Genomic DNA, 24567 nt, shown 5'->3' on the forward strand with positions numbered 1-24567 from the left:
ACTTTTTCCATGAAAATTAAATTCTGGAAGATGCACGGAGCGCAGAACGATTTCGTGCTTTTCGACGACCGGCGCGGCGGATTCCCCGCCGCCGACCGGGCGTTTATTGCGCACATTGCGGCCCGGCATTCCGGCGTCGGTTCGGAAGGAGTCATTTTGATTCAGAAGTCGGAATCGGCTGACTTCTTTATGCGATTTTTTAATCCGGACGGCGGCGAGGCCGATATGTGCGGTAACGGCGCGCGCTGTGTTGCGCGGCTGGCGTTCGATCTGGGAGTCGCCGGGAAGAAGATGACGATTGAAACCAAGGCTGGGCAGCTTCAGGCGCAGGTGATGCAAAAGGGCGTGCGTCTGTGGATGACGGAGCCGTCCGGCTGGGTGCTGAACGGTTCGCTGGATCTGGCCGGACGGACCCTGATGTACGGCTTTGTAAATACCGGTGTGCCGCATACGGTGATCCGCACTGGCGAACTGCGCGATGTGGATGTGCAGGAAGTCGGCTCGGCGGTGCGACGTCACCGGCAGTTTGCGCCCGCAGGCACCAATGTGAATTTTATGGAAAAATTACCGGGCGGCGAATTGAACGTCCGGACGTATGAGCGCGGCGTGGAGGCGGAAACGCCAGCGTGCGGCACCGGCGTGACGGCCTGTGCGCTGATTGCCGCAAAAAACGGCTGGGCAAAACTGCCGGTTCGTGTGCATGTTGCCAGCGGCGATGTGCTGGTTGTGGATGGGTTGCTGACGGATGATGGCGCGGTTGGCGTGACGCTGACCGGCCCGGCTGAATATGTTTTTGAAGGGAGCGTTGAATATGGATAGAAATAAAATAACAGTTAAAGTCGGCAAACCGGCTCCGGCGTTTACGCTGAGCGGCAGTGACGGGAAAGAACATTCCCCTGCCGATTATCTTGGAAAAACCGTGGTGCTCTACTTTTATCCGAAGGACGACACTCCCGGTTGCACCAAAGAGGCATGCGGATTCAGCGATCTGCGGATCCGGTTCAAGAAACTCAACGCAGTGGTGCTGGGAGTCAGTCGAGACAGCCAGATCTCGCACAGCAGTTTTATTAAAAAATTCAAACTCCCGTTTGTGCTGCTTTCCAACCCCGATACCCGCGTGATGCGGAAGTACGGTGCGTTTGGTGAAAAGATGCAGTATGGGAAGATGGTCATGGGCACGATCCGCTCGACGGTGATTATCGGGCCAGATGGAAATGTTTCAAAACATTGGAAAAAAGTGGCGAAGGCGGACGAGCATCCCGCCAAGGTTCTGGAATTTCTGGAGGCGCACAAAGAATAGGGGTCAGGCCTTGACTTTTGCCAAAATGGCAAAAGTCAAGGCCTGACCCCGTAGGATGGAGGCAGAGCAAATGACGGAGACGGGATTTTGTCTTGGATCAAATATGGGTGGACGGCTACACCTGCTTCGGCAGGCGAAAGCTCGGATTCTGCTGGACCCGCAGGTCAAATTTGTTGACCAGTCTGCGGTTTATGAAACCGAACCGGTGGGCGTGAAACCGGAGTACAAAGCGATGAAGTTTCTCAACGCGGTGCTGATTGTACAGAGTCCGTACACGGCGGAAGAGTGGTTGCAGAAAATCAAGAAGATCGAAAAAGCTCTGCACCGAGTCCGGACAGAAGACCGTAATACCCCTCGAACCATGGATATTGATATCATTTTCTGCGGCGACCAGATGGTCGATAGCGATTTGCTGAAAGTGCCGCACGCCCGCTGGGCGGAGCGCCGCTTCGTGGTTCAGCCGCTGGCGGACGTCCGCCCGGAACTGGTGCTACCCGGCACGGATGAACCGGTACGGAAAGTTCTTGCGAGCATGATGGATAATGATGATGTTCGGATTTTCTCAGAGCGGTGGTAAAGTTATGAAGATGACGGCGGTAAAAATTAAAGCGCTTAAAGGGCTGACCAAAATCACGGCGCTGACGGCGTATGACTGGCTGAGTGCGCGGTATGTGGATGAAGCGGGCATTCCGCTGATTCTGGTCGGCGACTCGCTGGCGATGACGGTGCTTGGCTACGAAACAACGCTGCCGGTGACGATGGATGAAATGGTTCACCACACCGCCGCCGTTTCGCGCGGTGTGAAAGATGCGCTGGTTGTTGCCGATATGCCGTTCATGTCGTATCAGGGAACGCTGGAGCATGCGCTGGAAAATGCCGGACGATTCATCAAAGAAGGTCGCGCCGATGCCGTAAAAATCGAAGGCGGCGCGATGCGGGCCGATCTGATTGAGAAACTGGTCGCCAACGGCATTCCGGTGCTCGGTCATATCGGGCTGACGCCGCAGAGCGTTAAGGAAACCGGTTTCAAGATGCAGGGCAAGACCGATGAGTCGGCCCGCAAGCTGCTCGACGATGCGCTGGCGCTGGAACAGGCGGGCGTTTTTGCCATCGTGCTGGAATGCGTACCGGCGGAGCTGGCGGAGAAAATCACCGCCGCCCTTAAAGTTCCAACCATTGGAATTGGCGCCGGGCCGCACTGCGACGGACAGATTCTGGTTTTCACTGACGTGCTTGGTATGGGGCACGGCCATGTTCCCGGCTTCGTCAAGAAGTTCGCCGACCTCAAGCCGCAGATTGAGTCCGCACTCTCTGCTTACAGGAAAGAGGTTGAGCAGGGCGGGTTTCCGTTATGAAAATTATTGAATCTCCCGAAGAGATGCAGAAGCAGGCGCGGCTACTGATCCAGTCCGGCGAATACATCGGCTTCGTGCCGACGATGGGTTATCTGCACGAAGGCCACCTTTCGCTGATCCGGATTGCCAAGGAATACGCCGACGTCGTGGTTGTCAGCATTTTTGTTAATCCGGCTCAGTTCGGGCCGAACGAAGACCTCGCCGCCTATCCGCGCGACTTTGAACGCGACGAAAAGCTCTGCCGCGAAGCGGGCGCGGACGTTCTCTTTTATCCCACATCGCAGAATATGTATCTCGACGACCACAGTCTCTGGCTGTCCGAGGAGTCACTTTCCACGGTGCTGTGCGGCGCGGCACGCCCCGGCCACTTCCGCGGGGTTTGCACGATTGTCGCCAAACTGCTGAATATTGTTCAGCCGGACTATATGGTGCTGGGCGAAAAGGACGCCCAGCAACTGCGCGTTTTGCGCCGCATGGTGCGCGACCTGAACTTTTCCGTGAAGATCATTGCCGCGCCGACGGTTCGTGAAGCCGACGGCCTCGCCATGAGTTCTCGTAACAAATATCTGACGCCAGCCGAGCGCAAAGAGGCGGCCTGTCTTTCCCAGTCATTGGAGAAGGCCAAGACGCTGTTTACGGCGGGCGAGCGCGATGCCGGAAAGATCGGCGCGGCGGTGCGCGCAGTGATTGAGGAGACGTCGGGCCGCGTGGATTATATTGAACTCGTTGACGACGAGACGCTTCAGCCCGTCCGCACGCTTGAAAAACCGGCGCTATTGGCGCTGGCCGTGAAGTTTTCCGGTGCGCGGTTGATTGATAATGCCGTGCTTCGCTGAGAGGCGTTCCGGGCGCCGGGAAATTAAAATACGATTTTGGAAAATTTTCCTTTAAACAATCGTTTAGCTCATTACATTGGTGGGCCTTTACGAGGGCGCGATGGCCGAGAGGTTAGGCACGGGTCTGCAAAACCTGCTAGAGCGGTTCAATTCCGCTTCGCGCCTCCAGATTTGAATAGGGAGCTCATCGAAGGAGAAAGAAAATGGCAGTACCGAATGACCTGTATTATGCGAAGACTCATGAATGGCTGAGAATCGACGAGAACATAGCCACCGTGGGAATCACCGATTTTGCCCAGAGCCAGCTCTCGGACATCACCTTTGTTGAACTTCCCGATGTCGGCCGCGAAGTCGAAGCCGGTGATGAAGTCGCCGTGGTCGAATCCGTCAAAGCCGCTTCCGACATTTATGCTCCGGTAGCCGGTACGATCGTGGAAGTGAACGGCGACCTCGAAGATTCGCCCGACATGATCAACGCCAGTCCCTACGATGCCGGCTGGCTCTTCAAGATTGAACTGCGCAAAGAGGAAGACGTTGACAATCTCATGAGCGCCGAAGAGTACGCCGAGAGTTGCGACGAAGGCGGCGACGTCGAAGAAGACTAACCCGAAGGGCGGCGCGGCCGCCCTTTTTTGTTTTATATGAAAGCCTGGGCCCTGCAATTTGACGAGCCGGTGCCGTATCAAGCCGGACTCGACATGCAGCGCCGCCTGCTCGCAGCGCGGCAGGCTGATGAAATTCCTGACACGGTTCTGATTCTCCAGCACACGCCGACGATTACGCTCGGCAACCGCGGCCGCGACAACTATCTGCTCAAAACGCCGGAGGAGTATAAAGCTCTCGGCATCGAAGTATTTCACGCTGAACGCGGCGGCGACGTGACCTATCATGCGCCGGGGCAGTGGGTGCTTTACCCAATCATTTATCTCGGCGGTTCTGATGCCGACTCGCACGGCTACCTTTGGAATTTGGAAGAGGTCGCTTTGCGTACGCTGGCCGATTTCGGTATCGCCGGATTCCGGCGCGAAGGCAAAAACGGTGCATGGACAGATCATGGGAAGGTCGCGGCCATCGGCTTCCGTCTTAAACGCTGGGTTTCGTTCCATGGCATGAGCTTTAACGTCAGCCTTGACCTATCTGGTTTCCAAACCATCGTGCCGTGCGGACTGGTCGGTCAGCCGGTTGCTTCGATGCAGACCGTTCTGGGCGACGCCTGCCCGCCGATGGAAGCCGTCCGCGACCGGCTTCTCGCCAACTTTTCCGAAGTCTGCGCTCGTGACCTTAAAATTTTTCAAACACCGGAAAAGGCTCCGGTAATGCTGCGCGAAATAATTTTTCCATCTTAGCCTTGCCGAGCTTCTTCTTGATCCGTATCGTCTGCGCCCAATATGTAAAACTGGGGAAGAGTTTATTTTATCTTTTCCCTGCAACCAGAAAAGGAGTGCTCATGAGCGTATCAGTTATTCCCGCCCTGTGGTGGATCGCACCGATTGCGTCGATTCTTGCATTGGGCTTTGCCGTTTACTTCTACAAGAAAATGATGGGGGCGAACGAAGGCAACGCCACCATGATCGAAATCGCGGGATACGTCCGCGAAGGCGCGATGGCCTATCTGTCTCGGCAGTATAAAGTGGTCGCGCTGGTGTTTCTTGTCCTGTTTCTCATTTTGCAGGTGCTCGCTTTCCTCGGTGTTCAGAACCCCTTTGTTCCGATCGCCTTCTTGACCGGCGGTTTCTTTTCCGGTCTCTGCGGCTTCATTGGTATGAAGACTGCGACTGCCGCTTCCTCGCGTACGGCGCAGGGCTGCTCCGAAAGCCTTAATCGTGGCTTACAGGTTGCGTTCCGCTCCGGCGCGGTTATGGGTCTTGTCGTGGTCGGCTTCGGTCTGCTCGATATCTGTATCTGGTACTGGGTTCTCGACAAGCTGGTTTATACCGATGCCAATATGGCGAACGGGCTGACCGGCTTCGGCATGACGTTTGTTTCGGCGGGCAGCACGGTCTCTGACAAGCTGGTTGCCATCACCACCACCATGATTACTTTCGGTATGGGTGCTTCCACGCAGGCTCTCTTTGCCCGCGTCGGCGGCGGCATCTACACCAAAGCCGCAGACGTCGGAGCCGACCTCGTCGGTAAAGTTGAAGCGGGCATTCCCGAAGACGATCCGCGCAATCCCGCCACCATCGCCGACAACGTCGGTGACAACGTCGGCGACGTCGCTGGTATGGGCGCTGACCTCTATGAATCCTATTGCGGCTCCATTCTCGCCACCGCCGCGCTCGGCGCATCCGTCGGTGCATACCGCGTTATGCAAGGAACGGGCACTGTTGAAGCTGCTGTCGGACTGGTTACTGCGCCGATGATCGTGGCCGGTGTCGGCACGCTCCTTTCCATCGCCGGGATGTTCCTCGTCCGCTGTAAAGAAGGCGCCTCCCAGAAAAACCTGCTTCGCGCGCTGCTCACCGGTACGCTCAGTAGCTCTGTCTTTATTGTGCTGGCGCTCGTCGGTATGTGGAAACTAGACATGATCGCTGGCGGCATTGTTCTGGCCGTTATCTCCGGTCTGTTTGCCGGGGTTATCATCGGTCAGGCCACGGAATACTACACCTCCGACGAATATAAGCCGACCCGCGGCATTGCCGGACAGGCCGTTATGGGCCCGGCTACCGTGATCATTGACGGTCTTGCCGCTGGTATGTATTCCGCCGGTATTCCGGTCATCACCATCATCATCGGCATCATCTGCTCCTTCGGTTTCGCGGGCGGCTTCCACGACATGTCTATGGGTCTCTACGGCATCGGTTTCGCTGCTGTAGGTATGCTGGCCACGCTGGGCATCACGCTCGCCACCGACGCTTACGGCCCGATCGCCGACAATGCCGGCGGCAACGCTGAAATGGCTCATCTGTCGCCGGAAGTACGTGAACGCACCGATGCACTCGACTCGCTCGGTAATACCACTGCCGCCACCGGCAAAGGCTTCGCCATCGGTTCGGCTGCACTCACCGCGCTGGCTCTACTGGCTGCCTACATCGAAGAAGTCAAAATGTGGATCGGCAAACTGGCCGCCGGCGCAGCCGACGGCACGTTCATGGGCTTTACCGCGGAAGTGGCCAAGAGGGCTGATATCATGCAGTTTGTCGGCCCGTTTGAGCTGCACATTATGAACCCGCTGCTCATCTGCGGTCTGTTCCTCGGCGGTGTAATGGCCTTTGTATTCTGCGCCATGTCAATGAAAGCCGTCGGTCGCGCCGCCGGTTCAATGGTCGAAGAAGTCCGCGCCCAGTTCAAAGAGTTTCCCGGCATCATGCAAGGCACGCAAAAGCCTGACTATGCCCGTTGCGTCGCCATTTCCACCGCCGGCGCTCAGCGCGAAATGCTGATCCCGTCACTGATGGCTATCATCGTTCCGGTTGCAACCGGTTTGATTCTCGGCGTTCCCGGTGTGATGGGTCTGCTCGCGGGCGGAATGAGCACTGGATTTGTGCTGGCCTGCATGCTCAACAACGCGGGTGGCGCATGGGACAATGCCAAGAAATATATCGAACGCGGCGCTCACGGCGGCAAACGTCTGCCGGACGGCAGCAAGAACCCGGTGCACGGCGCGGCCGTTATCGGCGACACCGTCGGCGATCCGTGCAAAGACACCTGCGGACCGGCGTTGAACATTCTCATCAAACTGATGGCCATGGTCAGCGTCGTTTTCACACCGGTTGTCGTGAAATTCGCTCCGGTTGTTCAGGAATGGCTCCACATCGCCACCATTACCGTTAAGTAAGTTCTCCGGAACTTAAAGCGAAAGGCCGCCCACCAGGGCGGCCTTTTTTATTTCCAAACGCTGGAAACTTTTTCCAATGCTCGGAAGATTAGTTGATGAGGCGGGAGATGCCGGTGCCTTTTTCGACACGGCCGATGATGATGGCTTTTTGGCCCGCGTTCCGGATGGCTGACAGCGCCGTGTTCGCATCGTCCGGGCGGACGAAGAGAACAAAGCCGATGCCCATGTTGAAGACGCGGTACATTTCTTCGTGGTCAACGTTGCCTTCTTTTTCGATGAACTGGTAAATCGCGGGCGTTTTCCATGTCGCGCGGTCGAAGACGGCGTCGACGGTTTTCGGCAGAACGCGCGGAACGTTGTCAACGAGTCCGCCGCCGGTGATGTGCGCCATGCCGCGCACCTGAACCTTGTTCATCAGCGCGACGACGGGTTTCAGATAGCTCTGGTGAATGGCGAGCAGAGTTTTTTCGAAGGTGAGTTTGGTGCCGGGGACGAGGTCGCTGAGTTTTTTTCCGGCAGTTTCAAAGATGACTTTGCGGGCCAGCGAGTAGCCGTTGGTCTGGAGTCCGGTGGAGGGCAGGCCGATAATGACGTCGCCTTTGCGGATAGTTTTTCCGGTGATCAGTTTTTTCTTTTCAACCTGTCCGACGATGGTGCCGACGAGGTCATATTCGCCCTTCGGATAGAGGCCGGGCATTTCGGCGGTTTCGCCGCCGAGCAGCGCGCATCCGTTTTCGCGGCAGGCCTGGCAGAGACCGGCAATGACGTCTTCGAACACTTTGCCGGAAAGGGCGGCGGTGCCGAGGTAGTCGAGGAAGAAAAGCGGCGTGGCGCCTTGCACAAGGATGTCGTTGACACAGTGGTTGATGAGGTCCTGTCCGACGGTGGTGTGTTTGCCGGCCATGTGGGCGACTTTGAGCTTGGTGCCGACGCCGTCGGCGCTGGCGACGAGCAGGAATTCTTTGCCGGGCGACTGGAAGAGTCCGCCGAAGGAACCGATCTCACTGACGACGCCTTTGGTGTTGGTCGTTTTGACGTTTTTTTTGATCCGCTGAAGGGAGTTCATCATGACGTCGATATCGACGCCAGCCTGTGCGTATGCGCTTTTCTTTGCTGCCATAGGGTTCTCCGGTTTGAAAGGCGCACAATGTAGCACGGCGGGGGCGGCGGACAATAGAAAAAGGGGCAACCCGGTTGTTTTTTCGATTTAATACGGCTATTCTCCGCGCACGATATATGAAATTTCGCGCGGCATCTTTTTTCCGGAGTCTGGCCTTCGTTTTTCCGGCGGTACTGACCGTCGTGGTGAGTATTGTTCTGTTTACGATCGCCGGGGTCCTGATTGTTCAGGAAAAAACGGCGGTCGAAGACGAAATCCAGCGCAACATGGAGCAGAAACTTTCGCTCACCAAAATTGCGCTCGAAGATTCCGTTCTGAAGCGGGATGAACCGGCCATCAATCACTTTCTCGAATCGCTGTTGAACGACCGCGACATTGTGTTTGCCGGGGTGACGGTGGGTGACTCAGAAAAGCCCGAGATGCAGATCAATAAAGTGGTTTACGGGTTCGGCTGGGTGGCTCATCGCGAGCAGGTGGCGGAAAGCCGCTACATGCAGGGAACCAAGATGATTCCGCTTCCGGACGGCCAACAGGCCGAGTTCCGGCTGGTGGCTTCCAACCGGAACGTCTGGGATGCGTTGGGCCAGCAGGTGCTCGTCATTATCGTGATTACCGTGCTGGTGGTGGTCAGTCTTTCCATCGCCGCGTTTCTGCTGACACACCGGCTGATTTTTACGCCGGTCAGGGAACTGTCTACTGCCGCCGAAGATATCTCACAGGGTCATTTGGAAAAAGAGGTTCCGGTCAGCCGGTTGAACGAAATCGGTGTGCTGGCCCAGCAGATGGATGCCATGCGCCGGTCTTTACGTAAACTGATCGGCGATCTGGACCGGTCAAAGGCCCGGCTGGAACAGCGTGTCGAAGAACGAACGCGCGATCTGCTGGTGGCCAAAGAATCCGCCGAAGTGGCCAACCGTGCCAAGAGCGACTTTCTGGCCAATATGAGCCATGAACTGCGCACACCGATGAACGGCGTAATTGGGATGACGGATATTCTTCTGGAGAGCAATCTCGGCCCGGAACAGAAAAAGTCCGCGCAGACTATTCAGCAATCGGCGCAGTCACTGCTCACCATCCTGAATGACATTCTCGACTTTTCAAAAATTGAAGCCGGACGGCTTGAAATGGAAAAGCGGCCGTTCCATTTGCAGAAGGTGGTTGAAACGGTCCATGAAATTTTTATGCCCGATGCAATCTCCAAAGGAATCCGGCTGGAATGTTTCTACCCGCCGGATGTGCCGTCCTGTCTGGTCGGTGACGAAGTCCGCATCCGGCAGGTGCTCACCAATCTGGTCGGTAACGCCATCAAATTCACTCCGAAGGGCGGTGTGTTTGTTGACGTTAAAAAAACGGGACAGTCGGCGGGCGAAGTGACTCTGCGCATCAGTGTCCGGGATACCGGCATCGGTATTTTGCCGGAACAGCAGCAGTTGATTTTTGAAAAGTTCACTCAGGCCGATCTCTCCACGACCCGGAAATTCGGCGGAACCGGGCTGGGGCTTTCGATCTCCAAGCAGTTGGTTGAAATGATGGGCGGGCGGATCGGTCTGCACAGCGAGCCGGGGACTGGAACCACTTTTTACTTCACGATCACCTTACCGATCTCCAGCGTTTGCAATGCAGAGCACGCCGCCGCATCTGTGCCGCAAGTGTTTCACGGCCGTGTTCTGCTGGCGGAGGATAATCAAGTTAATCAGCTGGTCGCCCGGAAAATTCTTTCCAGTCTCGGCCTTGAAGTGACGGTGGTTGAAAACGGACAGCTGGCGATTGATAAGCTCAAAGCCGAACCGTTTGATGTGGTGATGCTCGACTGCCAGATGCCGGTGATGGACGGCTATACCGCCGCCCGGGAGATTCGTAAACTTTCCGGATCCGCTGCCGCTGTTCCGATTGTTGCCATGACCGCACACGCTATGACCGGCGACCGGGAAAAATGTATCGACGCGGGAATGAATGAATACGTTTCCAAGCCGGTCAAAAAAGAAGCCATTGCTGAAGTTCTGGCCCGCATTCTCGCCTAGGCCGCCTCAGCGGGTGAAGCGTACGGGAGAATTTTCCAACTGTTTGGATATGATGTATCCCGAAAGTGCTTTTTGTATTTCAAACAAAAAGAAGCGAAGCGGCAAAAATGCGCTTTTCAACCGGAGACGCAGGACGTAAAACCGTTTCGCTTTTCAACGTGAGGGAGAACGCGAGTGACAGAAAACGGAAAATGGTCGTCAGTTCAGTCAACGGAACTTTACGGCGTCGAAAACTGGGGTGCAGGATATTTCAGCATCTCGGAAAAAGGCGAAGTGTCGGTTCATCCGGACGGCCCCGGCGGGGCGTCGGTCAGTCTGATGGATGTGGCGCGCGGCATTCAGGAGCGCGGTTTTGATTTGCCGGTACTGGTGCGTCTGAGCGACATTCTTGACGCTCGCATCAAGCGGCTCCACGAAAGCTTTTCGCAGGCAATTGCCGAGTACAACTATCAAGGCGCCTATCGCGGTGTTTATCCGATCAAGGTTAACCAGCAGCAGCAGGTGGTGGAAGAGATTTGCAGTTTCGGCGCGCGCTACCATCACGGCCTGGAAGCGGGCAGTAAAGCCGAGCTGATCGCGGCAATGTCTTTTTTGCAGGATCCGGAAGCCTACCTGATCTGCAACGGCTATAAAGACGAGGAGTTTATCGATCTGGGCCTTCATGCTCTCAAGATGGGTCTCCGCTGTGTATTCGTTATCGAGATGCCCTCGGAACTGGATTGGATTCTTGACCGTTCCAGAGTGCTGGGCGTTCGGCCGATTCTCGGCATCCGCATGAAACTTTCCACTCAGGCCAGCGGTCACTGGACGGAATCAGGCGGCGAACGAAGCGTTTTCGGTCTCAATACCGCGCAGGTGATCGATGTGGTTGACCGTCTCCGCGCGGAAAACATGCTCGATTGCCTCAAGCTGCTTCACTATCACCTCGGCTCGCAGATTCCCAATATCCGCGACATTCGCGAAGCCATCAAAGAAGGCTGCCGTATTTATGCCGGACTGGTTGAAGAAGGCGCGGCGATGGGCGTGCTCAACCTCGGCGGCGGGCTGGCCGTTGACTATGACGGTTCGCACACCAACTTCACCAGCAGTTGTAACTATACGACAGCCGAATACTGCGCCGCAGTCGTTGAAGAGGTGATGAGCATTCTCGATGAAAGCGGTACGAAGCATCCCGACATCGTGACCGAATCCGGGCGCGCCACCGTTGCCTATTATTCCATTCTGCTTTTCAACGTGCTGGATGTCAGCCGGTTCGAAACCCACGCGCTGCCGTCGAAACTGCCGGAAGATGCCCACGAACTGCTGATTAATCTGATGGGCGCCTATGAGTCTCTGACGGCGAAAAATGTGCAGGAGTGCTACCACGACGCCATTTATTACCGCGACGAAATTCACGAACTGTTCAAGCGCGGCGGTTTTTCACTGCGTGACCGTTCGCTGGCCGGGCAGATTTACTGGCACATTCTCACCCGGATTGCCGGGCTGATTCGCGGCATGCGCTATGTACCCGACGAATTCGAACACCTCACCAACGCGCTGGCTGACGTTTATTACGGCAATTTCAGTCTGTTTCAGTCGTTGCCGGACTCCTGGGCGATTGACCAGCTTTTCCCGATCATGCCGATTCACCGTCTCGATGAAAGACCGACGCAGGAGGCAATTCTTGCCGACATCACCTGCGACTGCGACGGCAAGATCGACCGCTTCATTGACCTGCGCGATGTCAAACGCACTCTTCCGCTGCATGTGTTGAAAGACAACGAGAACTACATTCTCGGCGTGTTCCTCGTCGGCGCGTATCAGGAAACGCTTGGCGATCTGCACAATCTGCTTGGCGATACCAACGTCGTCAGCGTGCGCATTGATGCCGACGGCCAGATTCACTACGCCCGCGAAATTGAAGGCGACTCGGTTTCCGATGTGCTCACCTATGTGGAATATGAGCCGAAGGAAATGGTTCGCCGTGTGCGCGAAATGTCCGAGCAGGCCGTCAAAGCCGGGCGGATGACCGCCAAAGAGCGCCGCGCCGTGATGGATGCGTACGAAAACGGACTGCGCGGTTATACCTATTTCGAACGGGAAAACTGATCGCGGTTACGAAGGAATTCCGGATTGAACCATGAATAATAAATCCGTTTTCAGCATTGAGCCGCCGTTTAAAGATCCAGTCCGGTCGAAACTTTTCAGCCTGGCACAGGGCGCGCTGGAAAATTTTCTATACCTTGACCAGATCAATCAGATCTATACCAGCGCGGTGGAGGCCGGAAAAACCGAAGGCGATTTTCCGGGCAATGTGCTCAAAGCGACCGGCGTCAAATATGAGGTGACCGACGCGGACTTGAAAAATATCCCGGCTACCGGCCCGATGGTGGTGGTGGCAAATCATCCGTTTGGCGGAATCGAAGGTATTATTATGCTGCATTTACTGCGGCGCATCCGTCCGGACGTTAAAGTGATGGCCAATTATATTCTCGGGCGAATGCCGGAAATGGCGGAGCACAGCATTTATGTTGATCCGTTCAGCAGTCAGGACTCCGCCCGCCGCAACCTTGCCGGCATGAAGGAATCCATTCGCTGGATCAGGGAAGGGCATGTACTCGCCGTGTTTCCGTCAGGAGAAGTCTCGCATATTGACCTGCAAAAGCGGGCGATCTGCGATCCGGCATGGAGTCCGACCATTGCCCGCATTATCCAAAAAACGCAGGCTCCCGTTCTGCCGCTTTTTTTTCAGGGCCGTAACGGGAATCTCTTTCAGGTGATGGGGCTGATTCATCCGCGCATCCGGACGGCGATGCTCCCGTACGAGCTGGTTCGTCGCCGGAACAGTGTTTTTAACGTTAACGCAGGGCAGATGATTCCGTGGAAACGGTTGGAGACGTTTGATACCCATGCGCTGAACGACTATATCCGTTTTCGAACCTACCTGCTTTGCAACCGTCAGCGGCGCGGTAAAAAATCCCGGCCGACACTTTTTGTCCGCAAGCCGGCTCAGCAGCAACCGGTAATCTCCGCTGCAAAGCAGGCGGCGCTGGAAGCAGAGATCGCCGCGCGTCCGGCTGAACAGATCATGCTCGAAAACGACGAGTTCACGGTTTATCTCACGCCAGCCGCGCAGATTCCGAATCTGCTTTATGAAATCGGGCGGTTGAGGGAGGCCACTTTCCGGGCAGCCGGCGAGGGAACCGGTCAGCCGATTGACATCGACCGGTTTGATCCGTACTACCTGCATCTTTTTCTCTGGAACAAACCGAAACGAGAACTGGCCGGAGCCTATCGGCTGGCCCGCGCCGATGAAGTCATCAGAGATCACGGATTAGACGGACTTTATACGTCCACGCTTTTCCGCTACCGCGCGGAACTGCTTGAAAAACTCGGGTCTTCCCTTGAGCTGGGCCGCTCCTTTATCCGTCCGGAATACCAGAAGAGCTATTCACCGCTGCTGCTTCTGTGGAAGGGCTTGGCACAGGTTGTCTGCCGGAATCCGGAATACAAGAGTCTGTTCGGCCCGGTCAGCATCAATAATGATTATCACTCTGTATCCCGTCAGCTTATGGCGACGTTCCTGAAAATTAATAATTTTCTTCCGGAACTGGCTTTGCTGGTAAAAGCGCGCAACCCGTTCCGGTTCACGCCGATTAAAAACTTTGACCGCGACACATTCAGTCAGACGGTTACGGACGTAGACGACATTTCTTCGCTCATCGCGGACATCGAAACGGAACAGAAGGGCATTCCGGTTTTGCTCAGACAGTATCTCAAACTCGGCGGCAAACTGCTCGGCTTTAACATCGACCCCAACTTCAGCGATGTTCTCGACGGGTTAATCTGGGTTGACCTGAGCGAAACCAGCCCGAAAATCTTAGAGCGTTTTATGGGTAAAGATGGTACCCGTACCTTCCTTCAGTTTCATAAACGGCGGGAGATCGAATAATGGGGAAAGTTCTGATTATCGGAGCCGGTGGCGTTAGCGGCGTCGTGGTCCGCAAATGTGCGCAGCATCCGGACGTGTTCAGTGAAATTGTTCTGGCCAGCCGCACGAGAGCGAAGTGTGACGCCATCGCCGCGCAGTTGAATCGTCCAATCAAAACGGCGCAAGTCGATGCCGACAACGTGCCGGAACTGATTGCGCTGATCAAAAAAGAAAAGCCGGATCTCGTTCTGAATGTGGCCCTTCCGTATCAGGACTTGCATATCATGGATGCCTGTCTCGAAACCGGCGTTAACTATCTCGACACGGCTAACTACGAGCCGGAAAATATCGCCAACTTCGAATACAGCTGGCAGTGGGCTTATCAGGATCGTTTCAGAAAAGCGGGCATCATGGCGCTGCTCGGCTCCGGCTTCGACCCCGGCGTCACCAGCGTATTCTGCACCTATATCCAGAAGCATTACCTCGATGAAATTCACGCCATTGATATCATCGACGTCAACACCGGCGACCACGGCTATCCCTTCGCCACCAACTTTAATTCGGAGATCAACATCCGCGAAGTGACCGCCCGAGGCTGCTACTGGGAAAAAGGCGAATGGAGAGAAACCGCGCCGCTGTCCGTGAAACATTCATTTAAGATTCCGGAAAATATCGGCAGCGCCAATATCTATTTGATGTATCACGAAGAGCTGGAGTCGCTGGCAAAACACATTCCGCATCTGAAGCGCGCCCGCTTCTGGATGAGCTTCGGCGACAACTATCTCAAGTACCTCGAAGTGCTCGGCAATGTCGGCATGACCCGCATCGACGAAGTGGAATTCAACGGACAGAAAATCGTTCCACTCCAGTTCCTGCGCGCACTTCTGCCTGAGCCTGCCAGTCTCGGTCCGCGCACCAAAGGCAAGACGTGGATCGGCTGTCAGGTGACTGGCGTAAAAAACGGCGAAACGAAAACCATTACCATCTACAACATCTGCGACCATCAGGAGTGTTATAAAGAAGTGCAGTCGCAGGCGATTTCATACACCACTGGCGTGCCCGCCATGATCGGCGCGAAGCTCATGATGAGCGGCGTCTGGAAGGGACAGGGCGTTTTCAACATGGAACAGCTGGATCCCGATCCGTTCATGGACGAGCTCAACCGTTGCGGCCTGCCGTGGAAAGTGATCGAGCAGGCGGTTGCCGATCTGGGATAATTGATCTCCGGATTCTGAAATCAAAAAGACGCCCCGGATTTCCGGGGCGTCTTTCTTTATTATGATCCAGACTACGGCCGGAGGTTTTCCACTTCGAGGCGGATGTAGCGGCGGGAGAATGCGCCGGGGTCGGGGACGACAGCTTTACCGGCGGCGTTAAAGCTCCACGGCGTAGTGCCGGAGTCGAACAGAACCGTGCGGTCTCCAATGAAGTTGAGGCTGGAGTTGGCGACGACGCGGTAGCGGATATCCTGCCGGTCGCGGTCGGCGGAGAAAACAAGTCGGCGGTCTCCCGGAGTGCCTTCGAGGGCTGTAATGGTTGGAGAGGCTCCTGAGGCGAGCGGGTCGGCACCCAGGCTGTATTCGACGATATTGCGCAAGCCGTTGCCGTTTGCATCGCCGGACGGATCGGTCAGTCCCGATGGAGAACCGCGCCGGGCGACATAGTCGGCGTAGGTCGAGCATGCGCCGATCGTCAGTTTCGCGGAGGAGGAAGACACCGCGGAATCCAGCGGGGTGATCACGATGTTGCGATCGGTATCACGCACGAGCACTGCGAAATAGTTGGTGCCGCGAGGAACGTTGAATGCGGTGGCCGTGGTGAGACCCAGGGTAAATGGAGTTACGAAATTTCCGTAGGTGAGGGCCTTGCGAACGGTATCGATATTGTTCTGGTCGGAGGTGATGAGCGCGTAGGACAACGTGGCATCCTGGGCGTCGGTGCCTTGTGTCCATGTGACAGTGACCGATGAAGGTTCGACCGGTGTGATAGCGGTGATTTTTCCGGGGACAGGGATATTTCCTGACACAGGAACCGTATAGGTTCCGGGTCCGTACACGGCGCGGTTTTTCTGCGGATCGGCCACAAGAACATACGGATAGACGGTTTGACCGCCGGCGATGGGTTTATATTGGATTCCGCCGAGGGACGTCGTGTTGAGAACCCATCCGCTGGAGATGGGTATAGCCCAGGCGAGTACGTCATCAACGGTGGTCAGATCGTTGCGATAGCTGTAAAAGGCCGAATATTCGAGGGCGGACTGCGGGCTTTCCGCATCGGTGGCGGCAGTAAAGGTGATATTATTGCCGCTCATGGTGATCGCGCCGCCGTTGCCGGGAACGGGTTTGGCACCGACGACAGCTGGGCCGCCGTCATAACTTCCCAGTTGGCCCTGGTTACTGTTTGCCCATATGCGAACCGTTGTACCCCCTTTGGTGGCCCAATCATCGTAGGAGGCGACCAGTGCGGCGAGGGTTGTTGCATAGGCAGGGTTGGCGGAAAGGTCGTGGATTTCAGTCGGGTCGGTGGCGAGGTTGTAGAGGCCCCAGTTCCGGCCTTCGAAAGAGACGATTTTGTAATCACCCTGACGAAGAGTGAGGGTTTCAGAGTACTGCCCCGCCAAATAGGCGTGTGCGGCGCCGCCGGTACGCGTTCCAGTCTGTACAACGGGTTTAAGGCTCTTGCCTTCGATATTGGAAGGCAGGGTGATATTTGCAGCTTCGAGGAAGGTGGGGAGAATATCCATAACGTGCGCCAGTGTGGGGTTCCACTCGCCCTGCCGGGATGCCGGCAGCAGGCCGGGCCATGCCAGAATGCACGAGGTGTGCGTACCGCCCTCATATACGGTGTTTTTGTGAAGCCGGAACGGAGTGTCGGCGACGTTGGCCCACTCGGTGCCGATCAGGACATAGGAAGTCTGGCTGGTGGTGTCGGGACGGGTTGCGTTGGTGTCGGTGGTGTAGGACGCGTCGCTATTATCAGCTCCGTTATCCGAAAGGAACATGATGATAGTATTATCGAGTCGGCCCATGGATTCAATTTTAGCGAGTACGCGCCCGACCTCTATATCAATGCGATGAATCATCGCCGCATGCGTTTGCATGCGGTCTGCATAGTCGGCCTTTGCATCCGCGGAAAGTCCGGCCCAGTCCTTCTGACCGGGAACGGCCGGGCTGAGAGCCACATTATCTGCAAACAGACCGAGTTTTTTCTGGCGGGCGAAACGCCGGGTGCGAATGGTGTCCCAGCCGATATCATAAACATTGGTGTAGGCGGCCTTGTCTTCGGGCAGGGCATGAATCGGGTAGTGAGGAGCGGTGAAAGAGAGATAAAGGAAGAAAGGTTCGTTGGTGGCGACCTGCGTGTCGAGATACTCAATACCCTTATTGGCAAACGTGACGGTGGAGTAGTGATTGGTGGGGAATTTGTAGATTCCGTCTATGACATTCACGCCGACATTATCAATGGTCCAGTCGTATACGGGTGTGATGTTACTGACCTGCGTGAACCTATGAGCCGGAATCTGGGTTTCGCCGACGCGCTGAACGCCGGGGTTAAAGTGATTCTCCGCTCCGCCATCCATGGTGTATCGCATACGATATGAAGCTGTGGTCGCCCCGCTGCTGTGGTTCTTGCCGACGAACAGTGTGGCGTAACCGTTTTCCTTTAGGCGTGCGCCGAGGTCGTTGCCGAGAGCGCCGGAAGCGGGCTGCTGCACATAGGCGCCTTTCATGATGGAGCTTCGTGAGGGCTGGCATACGGAGTTGTTGTAGAAGTTTGAAAAACGAATGCCGCGCTGGGCAAGAGCGTCCAGATTGGGCGTCTGGATTTCAGATCCGTAGCATCCAATGTCTGAAAAGCCCATGTCATCAGCAAGGATGAGCAGAATGTTGGGCTTTGCGGTTTGCGCTTCGGCTGGAGAACTGGTTAGTGCGAGCCAGGCCGGAGCAAAAAGAAGAGAAAACCGTACCGCGCTGATCCGGCCCGGAAGCAACCTGCCGCCGCTAGCTTTTTTCACTTTTGCTGGTAGTAAAGCAGTCGCCGGTTTACACATAGAAAGTAATCCAAACTTCATGGCTCATCCCCTCTGATTGGTTTAATACGCATGAACCTATAGTAGTCGAATGTTTCGAAATGAGCCATCAAAACCCAGTATAATTTTACCGTCGTGGGTTCCCTGACGTGGTCAGATCGACAGGTAGAAGTTATGACAGGGTCGGTATTATGCTCAAAAAACCGTCCAGAAGGCTTTAAATTCGAAGAGTGTTCATATATGTTCTCCGGCTCCTAGAAGGGAAGACCATGAGTACGAAAAAAATCGCCATTTATGACACGACGTTGCGCGACGGCGCACAGGCGGAAGGGGTTTCCTTCTCCGCCGTCGCCAAGGTGCAGGTTGCCAAACGCCTCGACGAATTCGGTGTCGGTTACATCGAAGGCGGGTTCGCCGCGTCCAATCCGAAAGACATGGAGTTTTTTCGCCTGATTAAGAAGGAACCCCTCAAGAACGCCAAGGTTGCGGCCTTCGGTTCAACCCGTCGCGCCAATACGCCGCCGGAGCAGGATAAAGGCCTCGCCGCGCTGCTGGAGGCCGATACACCGGTTTGCACCATCTTCGGCAAAAGCTGGCTTCTGCACGTGATCGAAGTGCTTCAAACGACGCCGGAGGAAAATCTGGCAATGATCGCTGACAGCGTCCGGTTCCTGAAAGCGCACGGCAAAGAGGTGATCTACGATGCCGAGCACTTTTTCGACGGCTACAAAGACAGTCCGGAATATGCCATGGCCGCGTTGAAAGCCGCGGCGGATGCCGGAGCCGACTGTCTCGTGCTTTGCGAAACCAATGGCGGCGCGCTTCCGCATGAAGTGGCAACCATTACCGCCGCTGTGGTGAAGGCGTTTAAAACGCCGGTCGGCATCCACACTCACAACGACGGCGAACTCGGCGTGGCGAACGCGCTGGCCGCAGTACAGGTTGGTGCTGTGCATGTGCAGGGGACGATCAATGGCATTGGCGAACGGGTCGGTAATTGCAACCTGAGTTCCGTTATCCCGAATCTCATGTTGAAGATGGGTTACACCTGCCTGGCAAAGGCGGAAAACCTGAAACAGCTCCGCGCGCTTTCGCAGTTTGTTTATGAACAGGCCAATATGCGTTCCTACACCAAGCAGGCGTTCGTCGGCGACAGTGCGTTCGCCCACAAGGCGGGAATGCATGTGGACGGCGTACGCAAGGTGTCGCGCAGCTTTGAACACATTGTTCCCGAATCGGTTGGTAACAGTCGTCGTATCCTGATCTCCGAGCTGTCGGGTGCCAGCAATGTTTTCCTGAAAGCCATTGAAATGGGGCTGGAACTCGACCGGAAGTCGCCGGAAGTGCGCGAGGTGCTGAAGCAACTCGAGCAGATGGAGAAGGACGGCTACGAATATGAATCGGCTGACGCGTCGTTCCAGATGTTGATTAAGAAGGTGCTCAATAAGCATCAGTCATTTTTCGATCTCAAGAGTTTCAGTGTGACGGTTAATAAACAGGGCGCCGGTTCAGGCTGTTCCTCTGAAGCGAACGTCAAGCTGAGTGTCGGCGGACAGGATGTTTCGTCAAACGGCACCGGCGACGGACCGGTCGATGCGCTCAATCACGCTTTGCGCGATGCGCTGGTTAAATTTTATCCCGCGATTGCCGATGTTGCGCTGATCGACTACTCGGTGCGCATCCTCGACCCGGAAGAAGCGACGGCGGCCAAGACCCGCGTGCTGATCGAGTCGAGCGACGGCGAAAAAACGTGGGGCACGGTCGGCGTTTCGGAAAACATTATCGAAGCGTCGTGGGAAGCGCTGGTCGACAGCGTGGAGTACAAGCTGTTCCTCGAAGAGGAAAAGGCGAAGAAGTAAATTTTCCAGTAGTTGGAAGATTAGTCTGAATTCTCCTAATGGTTGGAAGCAGAGGATTTTTTATGAGCGAATTGCCGAAGAATTATGAGCCCGCCGGAGTTGAGGCGAAGTGGTATGCGAAATGGCTGGAGGATAAAGCCTTCAGCGCACAGCCGGACGCGGGCAAAGAGCCGTGGACGATTGTCATTCCGCCGCCGAATGTGACCGGTATTCTGCATATGGGTCACGCGCTGAATAACACGATTCAGGATGTGCTGATCCGTCAAAAGCGCATGCAGGGCAAGAACGCGCTGTGGGTTCCGGGCACCGACCACGCCGGTATCGCGACGCAGAATGTCGTTGAACGCAAGCTGGCCAAAGAGGGTAAGAGCCGTCACGATTTTTCGCGGGAAGATTTTCTGAAGCATGTCTGGGCGTGGAAGGAAGAGTACGGCAATACGATCACCGGTCAGCTCAAGAAGCTCGGCTCGTCGTGCGACTGGGAGCGCGAGCGCTTCACGATGGACGAAGGATTGAGCAAGGCCGTTCTCGAAGTTTTCTGCCGCCTGTACGATAAGAAACTGATTTACCGCGGCAACCGTATCATTAACTGGTGTCCGCGCTGTACGACAGCGCTTTCCGACGAAGAGAGCGAGCACGTCGAAACCGAAGGCGCGCTGTATTACATCCGTTACGCCGTCAAAGATGAGAAGCGCAAGATTGTTGTCGCCACGACACGGCCTGAAACGATGCTCGGCGATGTGGCCGTCGCGGTCAGTCCGCGCGATAAACGCTACAGTAGCTTAGTCGGCAAGACGCTGATTCTTCCGATTCTTGGCAGAGAAATTCCGGTCGTCGCCGACGAGTTTGTCGATCCGGCGTTTGGTACCGGTTGCGTCAAGGTGACACCGGCGCACGATCCGAATGACTTTGAAATCGGTTTGCGACATAAGCTTGCGCCGGTCAACGTAATGGACGATCACGGCGTCATGAACGAAGCGGCCGGGCCGTATGCCGGAATGGATCGTTTTGAGTGCCGCAAGCAGCTGGTCGAAGATTTAAAACACGGCGGGCTGATCGAAAAAATCGACAAGCACATGCACGCCGTCGGCCACTGCTACCGCTGTGCCACCGTCGTCGAGCCGCGCCTTTCGCCGCAGTGGTTCGTTAAAATGCAGCCGCTGGCCGTGCCGGCGATTGAAGCGGTGCGCGACGGACGCATCAAGTTTGTGCCGGAACGCTGGAATAAGGTTTACCTCGACTGGATGGAAAATATCCGCGACTGGTGTATCTCGCGCCAGATCTGGTGGGGCCACCGAATTCCGGTTTTCTATTGCGATGCCTGCGGTCATGAATGGGCCGCGCGGGAAGTTCCCGGAAGCTGTCCGGTGTGCGGTGTAAAAGATATCCGGCAGGACGAAGACGTTCTCGACACATGGTTCTCGTCGTGGCTCTGGCCGTTTAGTGTGTTCGGCTGGCCGGAACAGACCGCCGACCTGAAACACTTTTATCCGACTAAATCGCTGGTGACTGCCTCGGAAATTATTTTCTTCTGGGTGGCGCGCATGATTATGGCGGGTTGTGAATTCATGGGTGAGATTCCGTTCGACACGGTTTATATCCACGGCACCGTGCGCGACGATCAGGGTCGCAAGATGAGCAAGAGCCTTGGCAACTCCATCGATCCGCTTAACATCATCGATAAATACAGCGCCGACGCGCTGCGCTTTAGTCTGATGATGCTGACGGCGACCGGACAGGATGTTTACATCAACGATGAAAAATTCGAATTGGGCCGCAACTTCTGCACGAAGATATGGAACGCCGCGCGCTTTATGCAGATGAATGCCACCGGACAGACGATCAATCCGGACAAGATTGATTTCAGCAAGATGACGCTCAGCCCCGACGATCAGCACATCCTCGCCAAGCTGGGCGAAGCGGTTCGCAACACCGAAGACAGTCTGGCGCGTCACCGCTTTAACGACGCTGCGCTGGCGATGTACGACTTCATGTGGCATCACTACTGCGACTGGTATGTCGAATATTCTAAGAGCGTGTTCCGTGGCGAAGACGTACAGCGTAAACAGGAAGTTGAGCAGGTGATGCACTATGTCTTCTCGAACGCCATCCGGCTGCTGCATCCGTTCGTTCCGTTCATCACCGAGGAATTGTGGCACGGCATGGGGTATAACGGTTCCTGTGAATCCATTCAGACGGCACCGTGGCCGAAGGCGCATTCGTATGAAGAGTTAAGCGCGTGGGGCGTACAGCGCGGCACCGTCGAATATGTCGATGCCAAGCACGACCTCATTCGCGTTGGTCGCACATTGCGTACCGACTACAACCTGACACCGAAACAGCAGGCGAAGTTTTATATCCGCCCGGCGCAGGAGCGCACCGGTAAACTGCTTTGCGAAGACATCGCTTCGGTTTCGTCGCTACTCGGCGCGGAATCCATTGGCATCGACCGCGACTTCACGCCGGAGGGCGCGATGCCCAGCGGAATCAGCCAGCTCGGCACGGTTTATATGTCCATCGAAGGACTGGTGGACACCGATGCCGAAATCGCGAAGCTGAAAAAGCAGATCGAAGTGGTCGAGAACGGCATCACGGGAATCACCAAAAAACTTTCGAACGAAAACTTTGTCAGCCGGGCTCCGGCGGAAGTGGTCGCCGGTGAGGAAAAGCGTAAAGCCGAGCTGATCGAGAAGCGCGAAAAACTCCAGAAGCTGATTGAGACACTTTCCGTCTGAGGTTTTGCTATGAGTACACTCAAACCCAAAGCACAGCGGTTGCCGAAATGGATGCGGCGGCCGATCGCGACGGATCAGAACTATCCGGACGTGAGTAAACTTTTGGAGAGTCTTCAGCTGAATACGGTTTGCGCCAGCGCGAAGTGTCCGAACCGCCACGAGTGCTGGAACCGCGGCACGGCGACTGTGATGATTCTGGGTAATACCTGCACGCGCAACTGCCGCTTTTGCAATGTGAATACCGGACGGCCTGATCCAGTTGATGCCGGCGAACCGGCGCGGGTTGCCGAGGCGGCTAAACGGCTGAATCTGAAACATATCGTGATCACCAGTGTGACGCGCGATGATCTGCCCGACGGCGGCGCGGGAGCTTTTGCAGAGACGATCCGGGTCGTACAGGAAGCGATGCCGGAAGCGTCGGTTGAAGTGCTGACGCCGGATTTTATAGAGCATCTGGATATTGTTCTGGATGCGCAGCCGAATATTTTTAATCACAACCTTGAAACGGTCGAGCGGTTGCAGGCGGTGATTCGTCCGCAGGCGAGCTATGAAAAGTCGCTGGCCACCTTGCGTCACGCGGCGGAACGGGGCGGCGTTCAAGTGAAGTCGGGGCTGATGCTCGGCCTCGGCGAAACCGATGAAGAGATTCTCCAATGCCTGAAAGATCTGTATGCGGCGGGTGTGCGTCTGCTGACGCTGGGACAGTATCTGGCACCGACGCGTGAACATTATCCGGTTGAACGCTATATTTCTCCGGAACATTTTGATGAACTGGCGGTGAAAGCGCGGTTGATGGGATTTGAAGGCGTGGCAGCGGGACCGCTGGTGCGTTCTTCCTACCGGGCTGACGAGCTGGCGCGTAACAGGGACAACGGCTGATGGCAACGATTTCACAGCATAAAGAGGTCGAAAAGATCGCGATACTGATTCCGGCGTTTTGCGAGGAGCGAACAGTCGGTGAGGTTGTCGCTCAGGCTTTGGTCTGCGTACCGGATGTGATTGTGGTGGACGATGCGTCGACGGACGAAACAGCCGCCCGCGCCGAAGCTGCCGGAGCAAAAGTGATCCGTCGCAAAGTGAATGGCGGTAAAGGGGCCGCGCTGACGGAGGGATTCAAGTACGTTCTTGCGAAGGGATTCGATGCCGTAATCGCTCTGGACGCCGACGGGTTTCATGATCCGGCTGAAATTTCAAAATTTCTGGAAACCTATTACCGGACTCATCTGCCGGTGCTGATCGGTAATCGTATGGCGGACGCCCGGCGCATTCCGGCGGTACGCCGCGGGACAATCCGGATGATGAGTTTCTGGCTCGATCGTTTGCTGGGCGTTTATGTTCCCGATCCGCCGTGCGGCTTTCGTTTTTACCGGTGCGACGTACTGCCTTTTATTCTCGAAGAACACTCTTCGCTTCCGTCCGAGTTTGAAACCCTGCTCAATATCGCTTCCCGCCGTATCCGTGTCGGTTCAGTCCGTGTTACCAAGCCGCCAAAACGCCATAAGAGTCTGATTGCCCCGTTCCGCGATTTGATCCGGTTTTTCCGGGTGCTTCGTAAATACCATAAAAAAATACGCAAGCCTCAGAAAAAGATCCGGCTGATCGAAGAGGAAGTATAGGAAATAT

The 24567-nt window shown here is 55.8% G+C and carries 18 protein-coding genes and 1 tRNA gene; 17 read left to right on the forward strand and 2 right to left on the reverse strand.

Features of this window, described 5'->3' with window-relative positions; genetic code table 11:
* Positions 1-9: 9 nt before the first annotated feature.
* From HOO88_08340 to HOO88_08380, 9 genes are all read left to right on the forward strand, one after another.
* On the forward strand, positions 10-819 hold the full coding sequence (locus HOO88_08340) for a diaminopimelate epimerase (protein NOU36764.1): 810 nt from the start codon (positions 10-12) through the stop codon (positions 817-819).
* Positions 812-1300 carry a peroxiredoxin gene (locus HOO88_08345; GenBank protein NOU36765.1) on the forward strand — a complete coding sequence of 163 codons (489 nt, stop codon included), beginning with the start codon at positions 812-814 and terminating at the stop codon, positions 1298-1300. The genes HOO88_08340 and HOO88_08345 overlap by 8 nt, the downstream gene beginning before the upstream one ends.
* A 103-nt stretch (positions 1301-1403) precedes the next feature.
* Positions 1404-1877: a 2-amino-4-hydroxy-6-hydroxymethyldihydropteridine diphosphokinase gene (gene folK / locus HOO88_08350; GenBank protein NOU36766.1), complete on the forward strand. Its 474-nt coding sequence runs from the start codon at positions 1404-1406 to the stop codon at positions 1875-1877.
* Positions 1878-1881: 4 nt separating this feature from the next.
* Positions 1882-2655 carry a 3-methyl-2-oxobutanoate hydroxymethyltransferase gene (gene panB / locus HOO88_08355; GenBank protein ID NOU36767.1) on the forward strand — a complete coding sequence of 258 codons (774 nt, stop codon included), beginning with the start codon at positions 1882-1884 and terminating at the stop codon, positions 2653-2655.
* Positions 2652-3491 (forward strand): pantoate--beta-alanine ligase, encoded by an 840-nt coding sequence (locus HOO88_08360; protein ID NOU36768.1) that lies wholly within the window; start codon positions 2652-2654, stop codon positions 3489-3491. Before panB ends, HOO88_08360 begins: the two co-directional genes overlap by 4 nt.
* A gap of 94 nt (positions 3492-3585) precedes the next feature.
* Positions 3586-3659, forward strand: a tRNA-Cys gene (locus HOO88_08365).
* 35 nt (positions 3660-3694) lie between these two features.
* On the forward strand, positions 3695-4096 hold the full coding sequence (gcvH, locus tag HOO88_08370; GenBank protein ID NOU36769.1) for a glycine cleavage system protein GcvH: 402 nt from the start codon (positions 3695-3697) through the stop codon (positions 4094-4096).
* A gap of 36 nt (positions 4097-4132) precedes the next feature.
* Positions 4133-4837, forward strand: a complete 705-nt coding sequence (lipB, locus tag HOO88_08375) for a lipoyl(octanoyl) transferase LipB (GenBank protein NOU36770.1) — start codon at positions 4133-4135, stop codon at positions 4835-4837.
* Between the two features lie 101 nt (positions 4838-4938).
* Positions 4939-7269 (forward strand): sodium-translocating pyrophosphatase, encoded by a 2331-nt coding sequence (locus HOO88_08380; GenBank protein NOU36771.1) that lies wholly within the window; start codon positions 4939-4941, stop codon positions 7267-7269.
* 88 nt (positions 7270-7357) lie between these two features.
* On the opposite strand, the gene HOO88_08385 is transcribed toward HOO88_08380, so the two are convergent.
* Positions 7358-8389: a phosphoribosylformylglycinamidine cyclo-ligase gene (locus tag HOO88_08385; GenBank protein NOU36772.1), complete on the reverse strand. Its 1032-nt coding sequence runs from the start codon at positions 8387-8389 to the stop codon at positions 7358-7360.
* A gap of 116 nt (positions 8390-8505) precedes the next feature.
* Between HOO88_08385 and HOO88_08390 the strand changes: the two genes are divergently transcribed.
* The 4 genes from HOO88_08390 (at position 8506) to HOO88_08405 (ending at position 15537) form a co-directional block, all read left to right on the forward strand.
* Complete coding sequence (locus HOO88_08390) at positions 8506-10410, forward strand: response regulator (protein NOU36773.1); 1905 nt, start codon at positions 8506-8508, stop codon at positions 10408-10410.
* Positions 10411-10584: 174 nt separating this feature from the next.
* A complete protein-coding gene (gene speA / locus HOO88_08395; protein ID NOU36774.1) occupies positions 10585-12498 on the forward strand; it encodes a biosynthetic arginine decarboxylase in 1914 nt (637 codons plus the stop codon).
* Between the two features lie 31 nt (positions 12499-12529).
* The gene (locus HOO88_08400; GenBank protein NOU36775.1) at positions 12530-14341 is read left to right on the forward strand and encodes a lysophospholipid acyltransferase family protein; all 1812 of its coding nucleotides are present in this window, start codon (positions 12530-12532) and stop codon (positions 14339-14341) included.
* Positions 14341-15537 (forward strand): saccharopine dehydrogenase family protein, encoded by a 1197-nt coding sequence (locus HOO88_08405; GenBank protein ID NOU36776.1) that lies wholly within the window; start codon positions 14341-14343, stop codon positions 15535-15537. The genes HOO88_08400 and HOO88_08405 overlap by 1 nt, the downstream gene beginning before the upstream one ends.
* 71 nt (positions 15538-15608) lie before the next feature.
* Here HOO88_08405 and HOO88_08410 read toward each other — a convergent pair whose 3' ends face one another.
* Positions 15609-18392 (reverse strand): sulfatase-like hydrolase/transferase, encoded by a 2784-nt coding sequence (locus HOO88_08410; GenBank protein NOU36777.1) that lies wholly within the window; start codon positions 18390-18392, stop codon positions 15609-15611.
* Between the two features lie 227 nt (positions 18393-18619).
* Here HOO88_08410 and HOO88_08415 point away from each other — a divergent pair, with 227 nt between their 5' ends.
* The 4 genes from HOO88_08415 to HOO88_08430 all read left to right on the forward strand — a co-directional run bounded on the left by HOO88_08415 (position 18620) and on the right by HOO88_08430 (position 24560).
* Entirely contained in the window at positions 18620-20209 is a 1590-nt protein-coding gene (locus HOO88_08415; GenBank protein ID NOU36778.1) for a citramalate synthase, read from the forward strand.
* A gap of 62 nt (positions 20210-20271) precedes the next feature.
* Positions 20272-22944 (forward strand): valine--tRNA ligase, encoded by a 2673-nt coding sequence (locus HOO88_08420; GenBank protein NOU36779.1) that lies wholly within the window; start codon positions 20272-20274, stop codon positions 22942-22944.
* Positions 22945-22953: 9 nt separating this feature from the next.
* The gene (lipA, locus tag HOO88_08425; protein ID NOU36780.1) at positions 22954-23823 is read left to right on the forward strand and encodes a lipoyl synthase; all 870 of its coding nucleotides are present in this window, start codon (positions 22954-22956) and stop codon (positions 23821-23823) included.
* On the forward strand, positions 23823-24560 hold the full coding sequence (locus HOO88_08430) for a glycosyltransferase family 2 protein (protein NOU36781.1): 738 nt from the start codon (positions 23823-23825) through the stop codon (positions 24558-24560). The genes lipA and HOO88_08430 overlap by 1 nt, the downstream gene beginning before the upstream one ends.
* Positions 24561-24567 lie beyond the last annotated feature (7 nt).

This window comes from Kiritimatiellaceae bacterium (assembly GCA_013141415.1).
In the GTDB taxonomy this organism is placed as follows: Bacteria; Verrucomicrobiota; Kiritimatiellia; order Kiritimatiellales; family Tichowtungiaceae; genus Tichowtungia.

What these genes read in the sequence shown, in the direction of transcription:
- HOO88_08380 (NOU36771.1), top strand. Translation starts at nt 4,939, where the DNA reads ATGAGCGTATCAGTTATTCCCGCCCTGTGGTGGATCGCACCGATTGCG.
- HOO88_08415 (NOU36778.1), top strand. Translation starts at nt 18,620, where the DNA reads ATGAGTACGAAAAAAATCGCCATTTATGACACGACGTTGCGCGACGGC.
- HOO88_08400 (NOU36775.1), top strand. Translation starts at nt 12,530, where the DNA reads ATGAATAATAAATCCGTTTTCAGCATTGAGCCGCCGTTTAAAGATCCA.
- panB (NOU36767.1), top strand. Translation starts at nt 1,882, where the DNA reads ATGAAGATGACGGCGGTAAAAATTAAAGCGCTTAAAGGGCTGACCAAA.
- gcvH (NOU36769.1), top strand. Translation starts at nt 3,695, where the DNA reads ATGGCAGTACCGAATGACCTGTATTATGCGAAGACTCATGAATGGCTG.
- folK (NOU36766.1), top strand. Translation starts at nt 1,404, where the DNA reads ATGGGTGGACGGCTACACCTGCTTCGGCAGGCGAAAGCTCGGATTCTG.
- HOO88_08390 (NOU36773.1), top strand. Translation starts at nt 8,506, where the DNA reads ATGAAATTTCGCGCGGCATCTTTTTTCCGGAGTCTGGCCTTCGTTTTT.
- HOO88_08340 (NOU36764.1), top strand. Translation starts at nt 10, where the DNA reads ATGAAAATTAAATTCTGGAAGATGCACGGAGCGCAGAACGATTTCGTG.
- HOO88_08385 (NOU36772.1), bottom strand. Translation starts at nt 8,389, where the DNA reads ATGGCAGCAAAGAAAAGCGCATACGCACAGGCTGGCGTCGATATCGAC.
- HOO88_08345 (NOU36765.1), top strand. Translation starts at nt 812, where the DNA reads ATGGATAGAAATAAAATAACAGTTAAAGTCGGCAAACCGGCTCCGGCG.
- lipA (NOU36780.1), top strand. Translation starts at nt 22,954, where the DNA reads ATGAGTACACTCAAACCCAAAGCACAGCGGTTGCCGAAATGGATGCGG.
- HOO88_08360 (NOU36768.1), top strand. Translation starts at nt 2,652, where the DNA reads ATGAAAATTATTGAATCTCCCGAAGAGATGCAGAAGCAGGCGCGGCTA.
- HOO88_08405 (NOU36776.1), top strand. Translation starts at nt 14,341, where the DNA reads ATGGGGAAAGTTCTGATTATCGGAGCCGGTGGCGTTAGCGGCGTCGTG.
- lipB (NOU36770.1), top strand. Translation starts at nt 4,133, where the DNA reads ATGAAAGCCTGGGCCCTGCAATTTGACGAGCCGGTGCCGTATCAAGCC.
- HOO88_08410 (NOU36777.1), bottom strand. Translation starts at nt 18,392, where the DNA reads ATGAAGTTTGGATTACTTTCTATGTGTAAACCGGCGACTGCTTTACTA.
- HOO88_08420 (NOU36779.1), top strand. Translation starts at nt 20,272, where the DNA reads ATGAGCGAATTGCCGAAGAATTATGAGCCCGCCGGAGTTGAGGCGAAG.
- HOO88_08430 (NOU36781.1), top strand. Translation starts at nt 23,823, where the DNA reads ATGGCAACGATTTCACAGCATAAAGAGGTCGAAAAGATCGCGATACTG.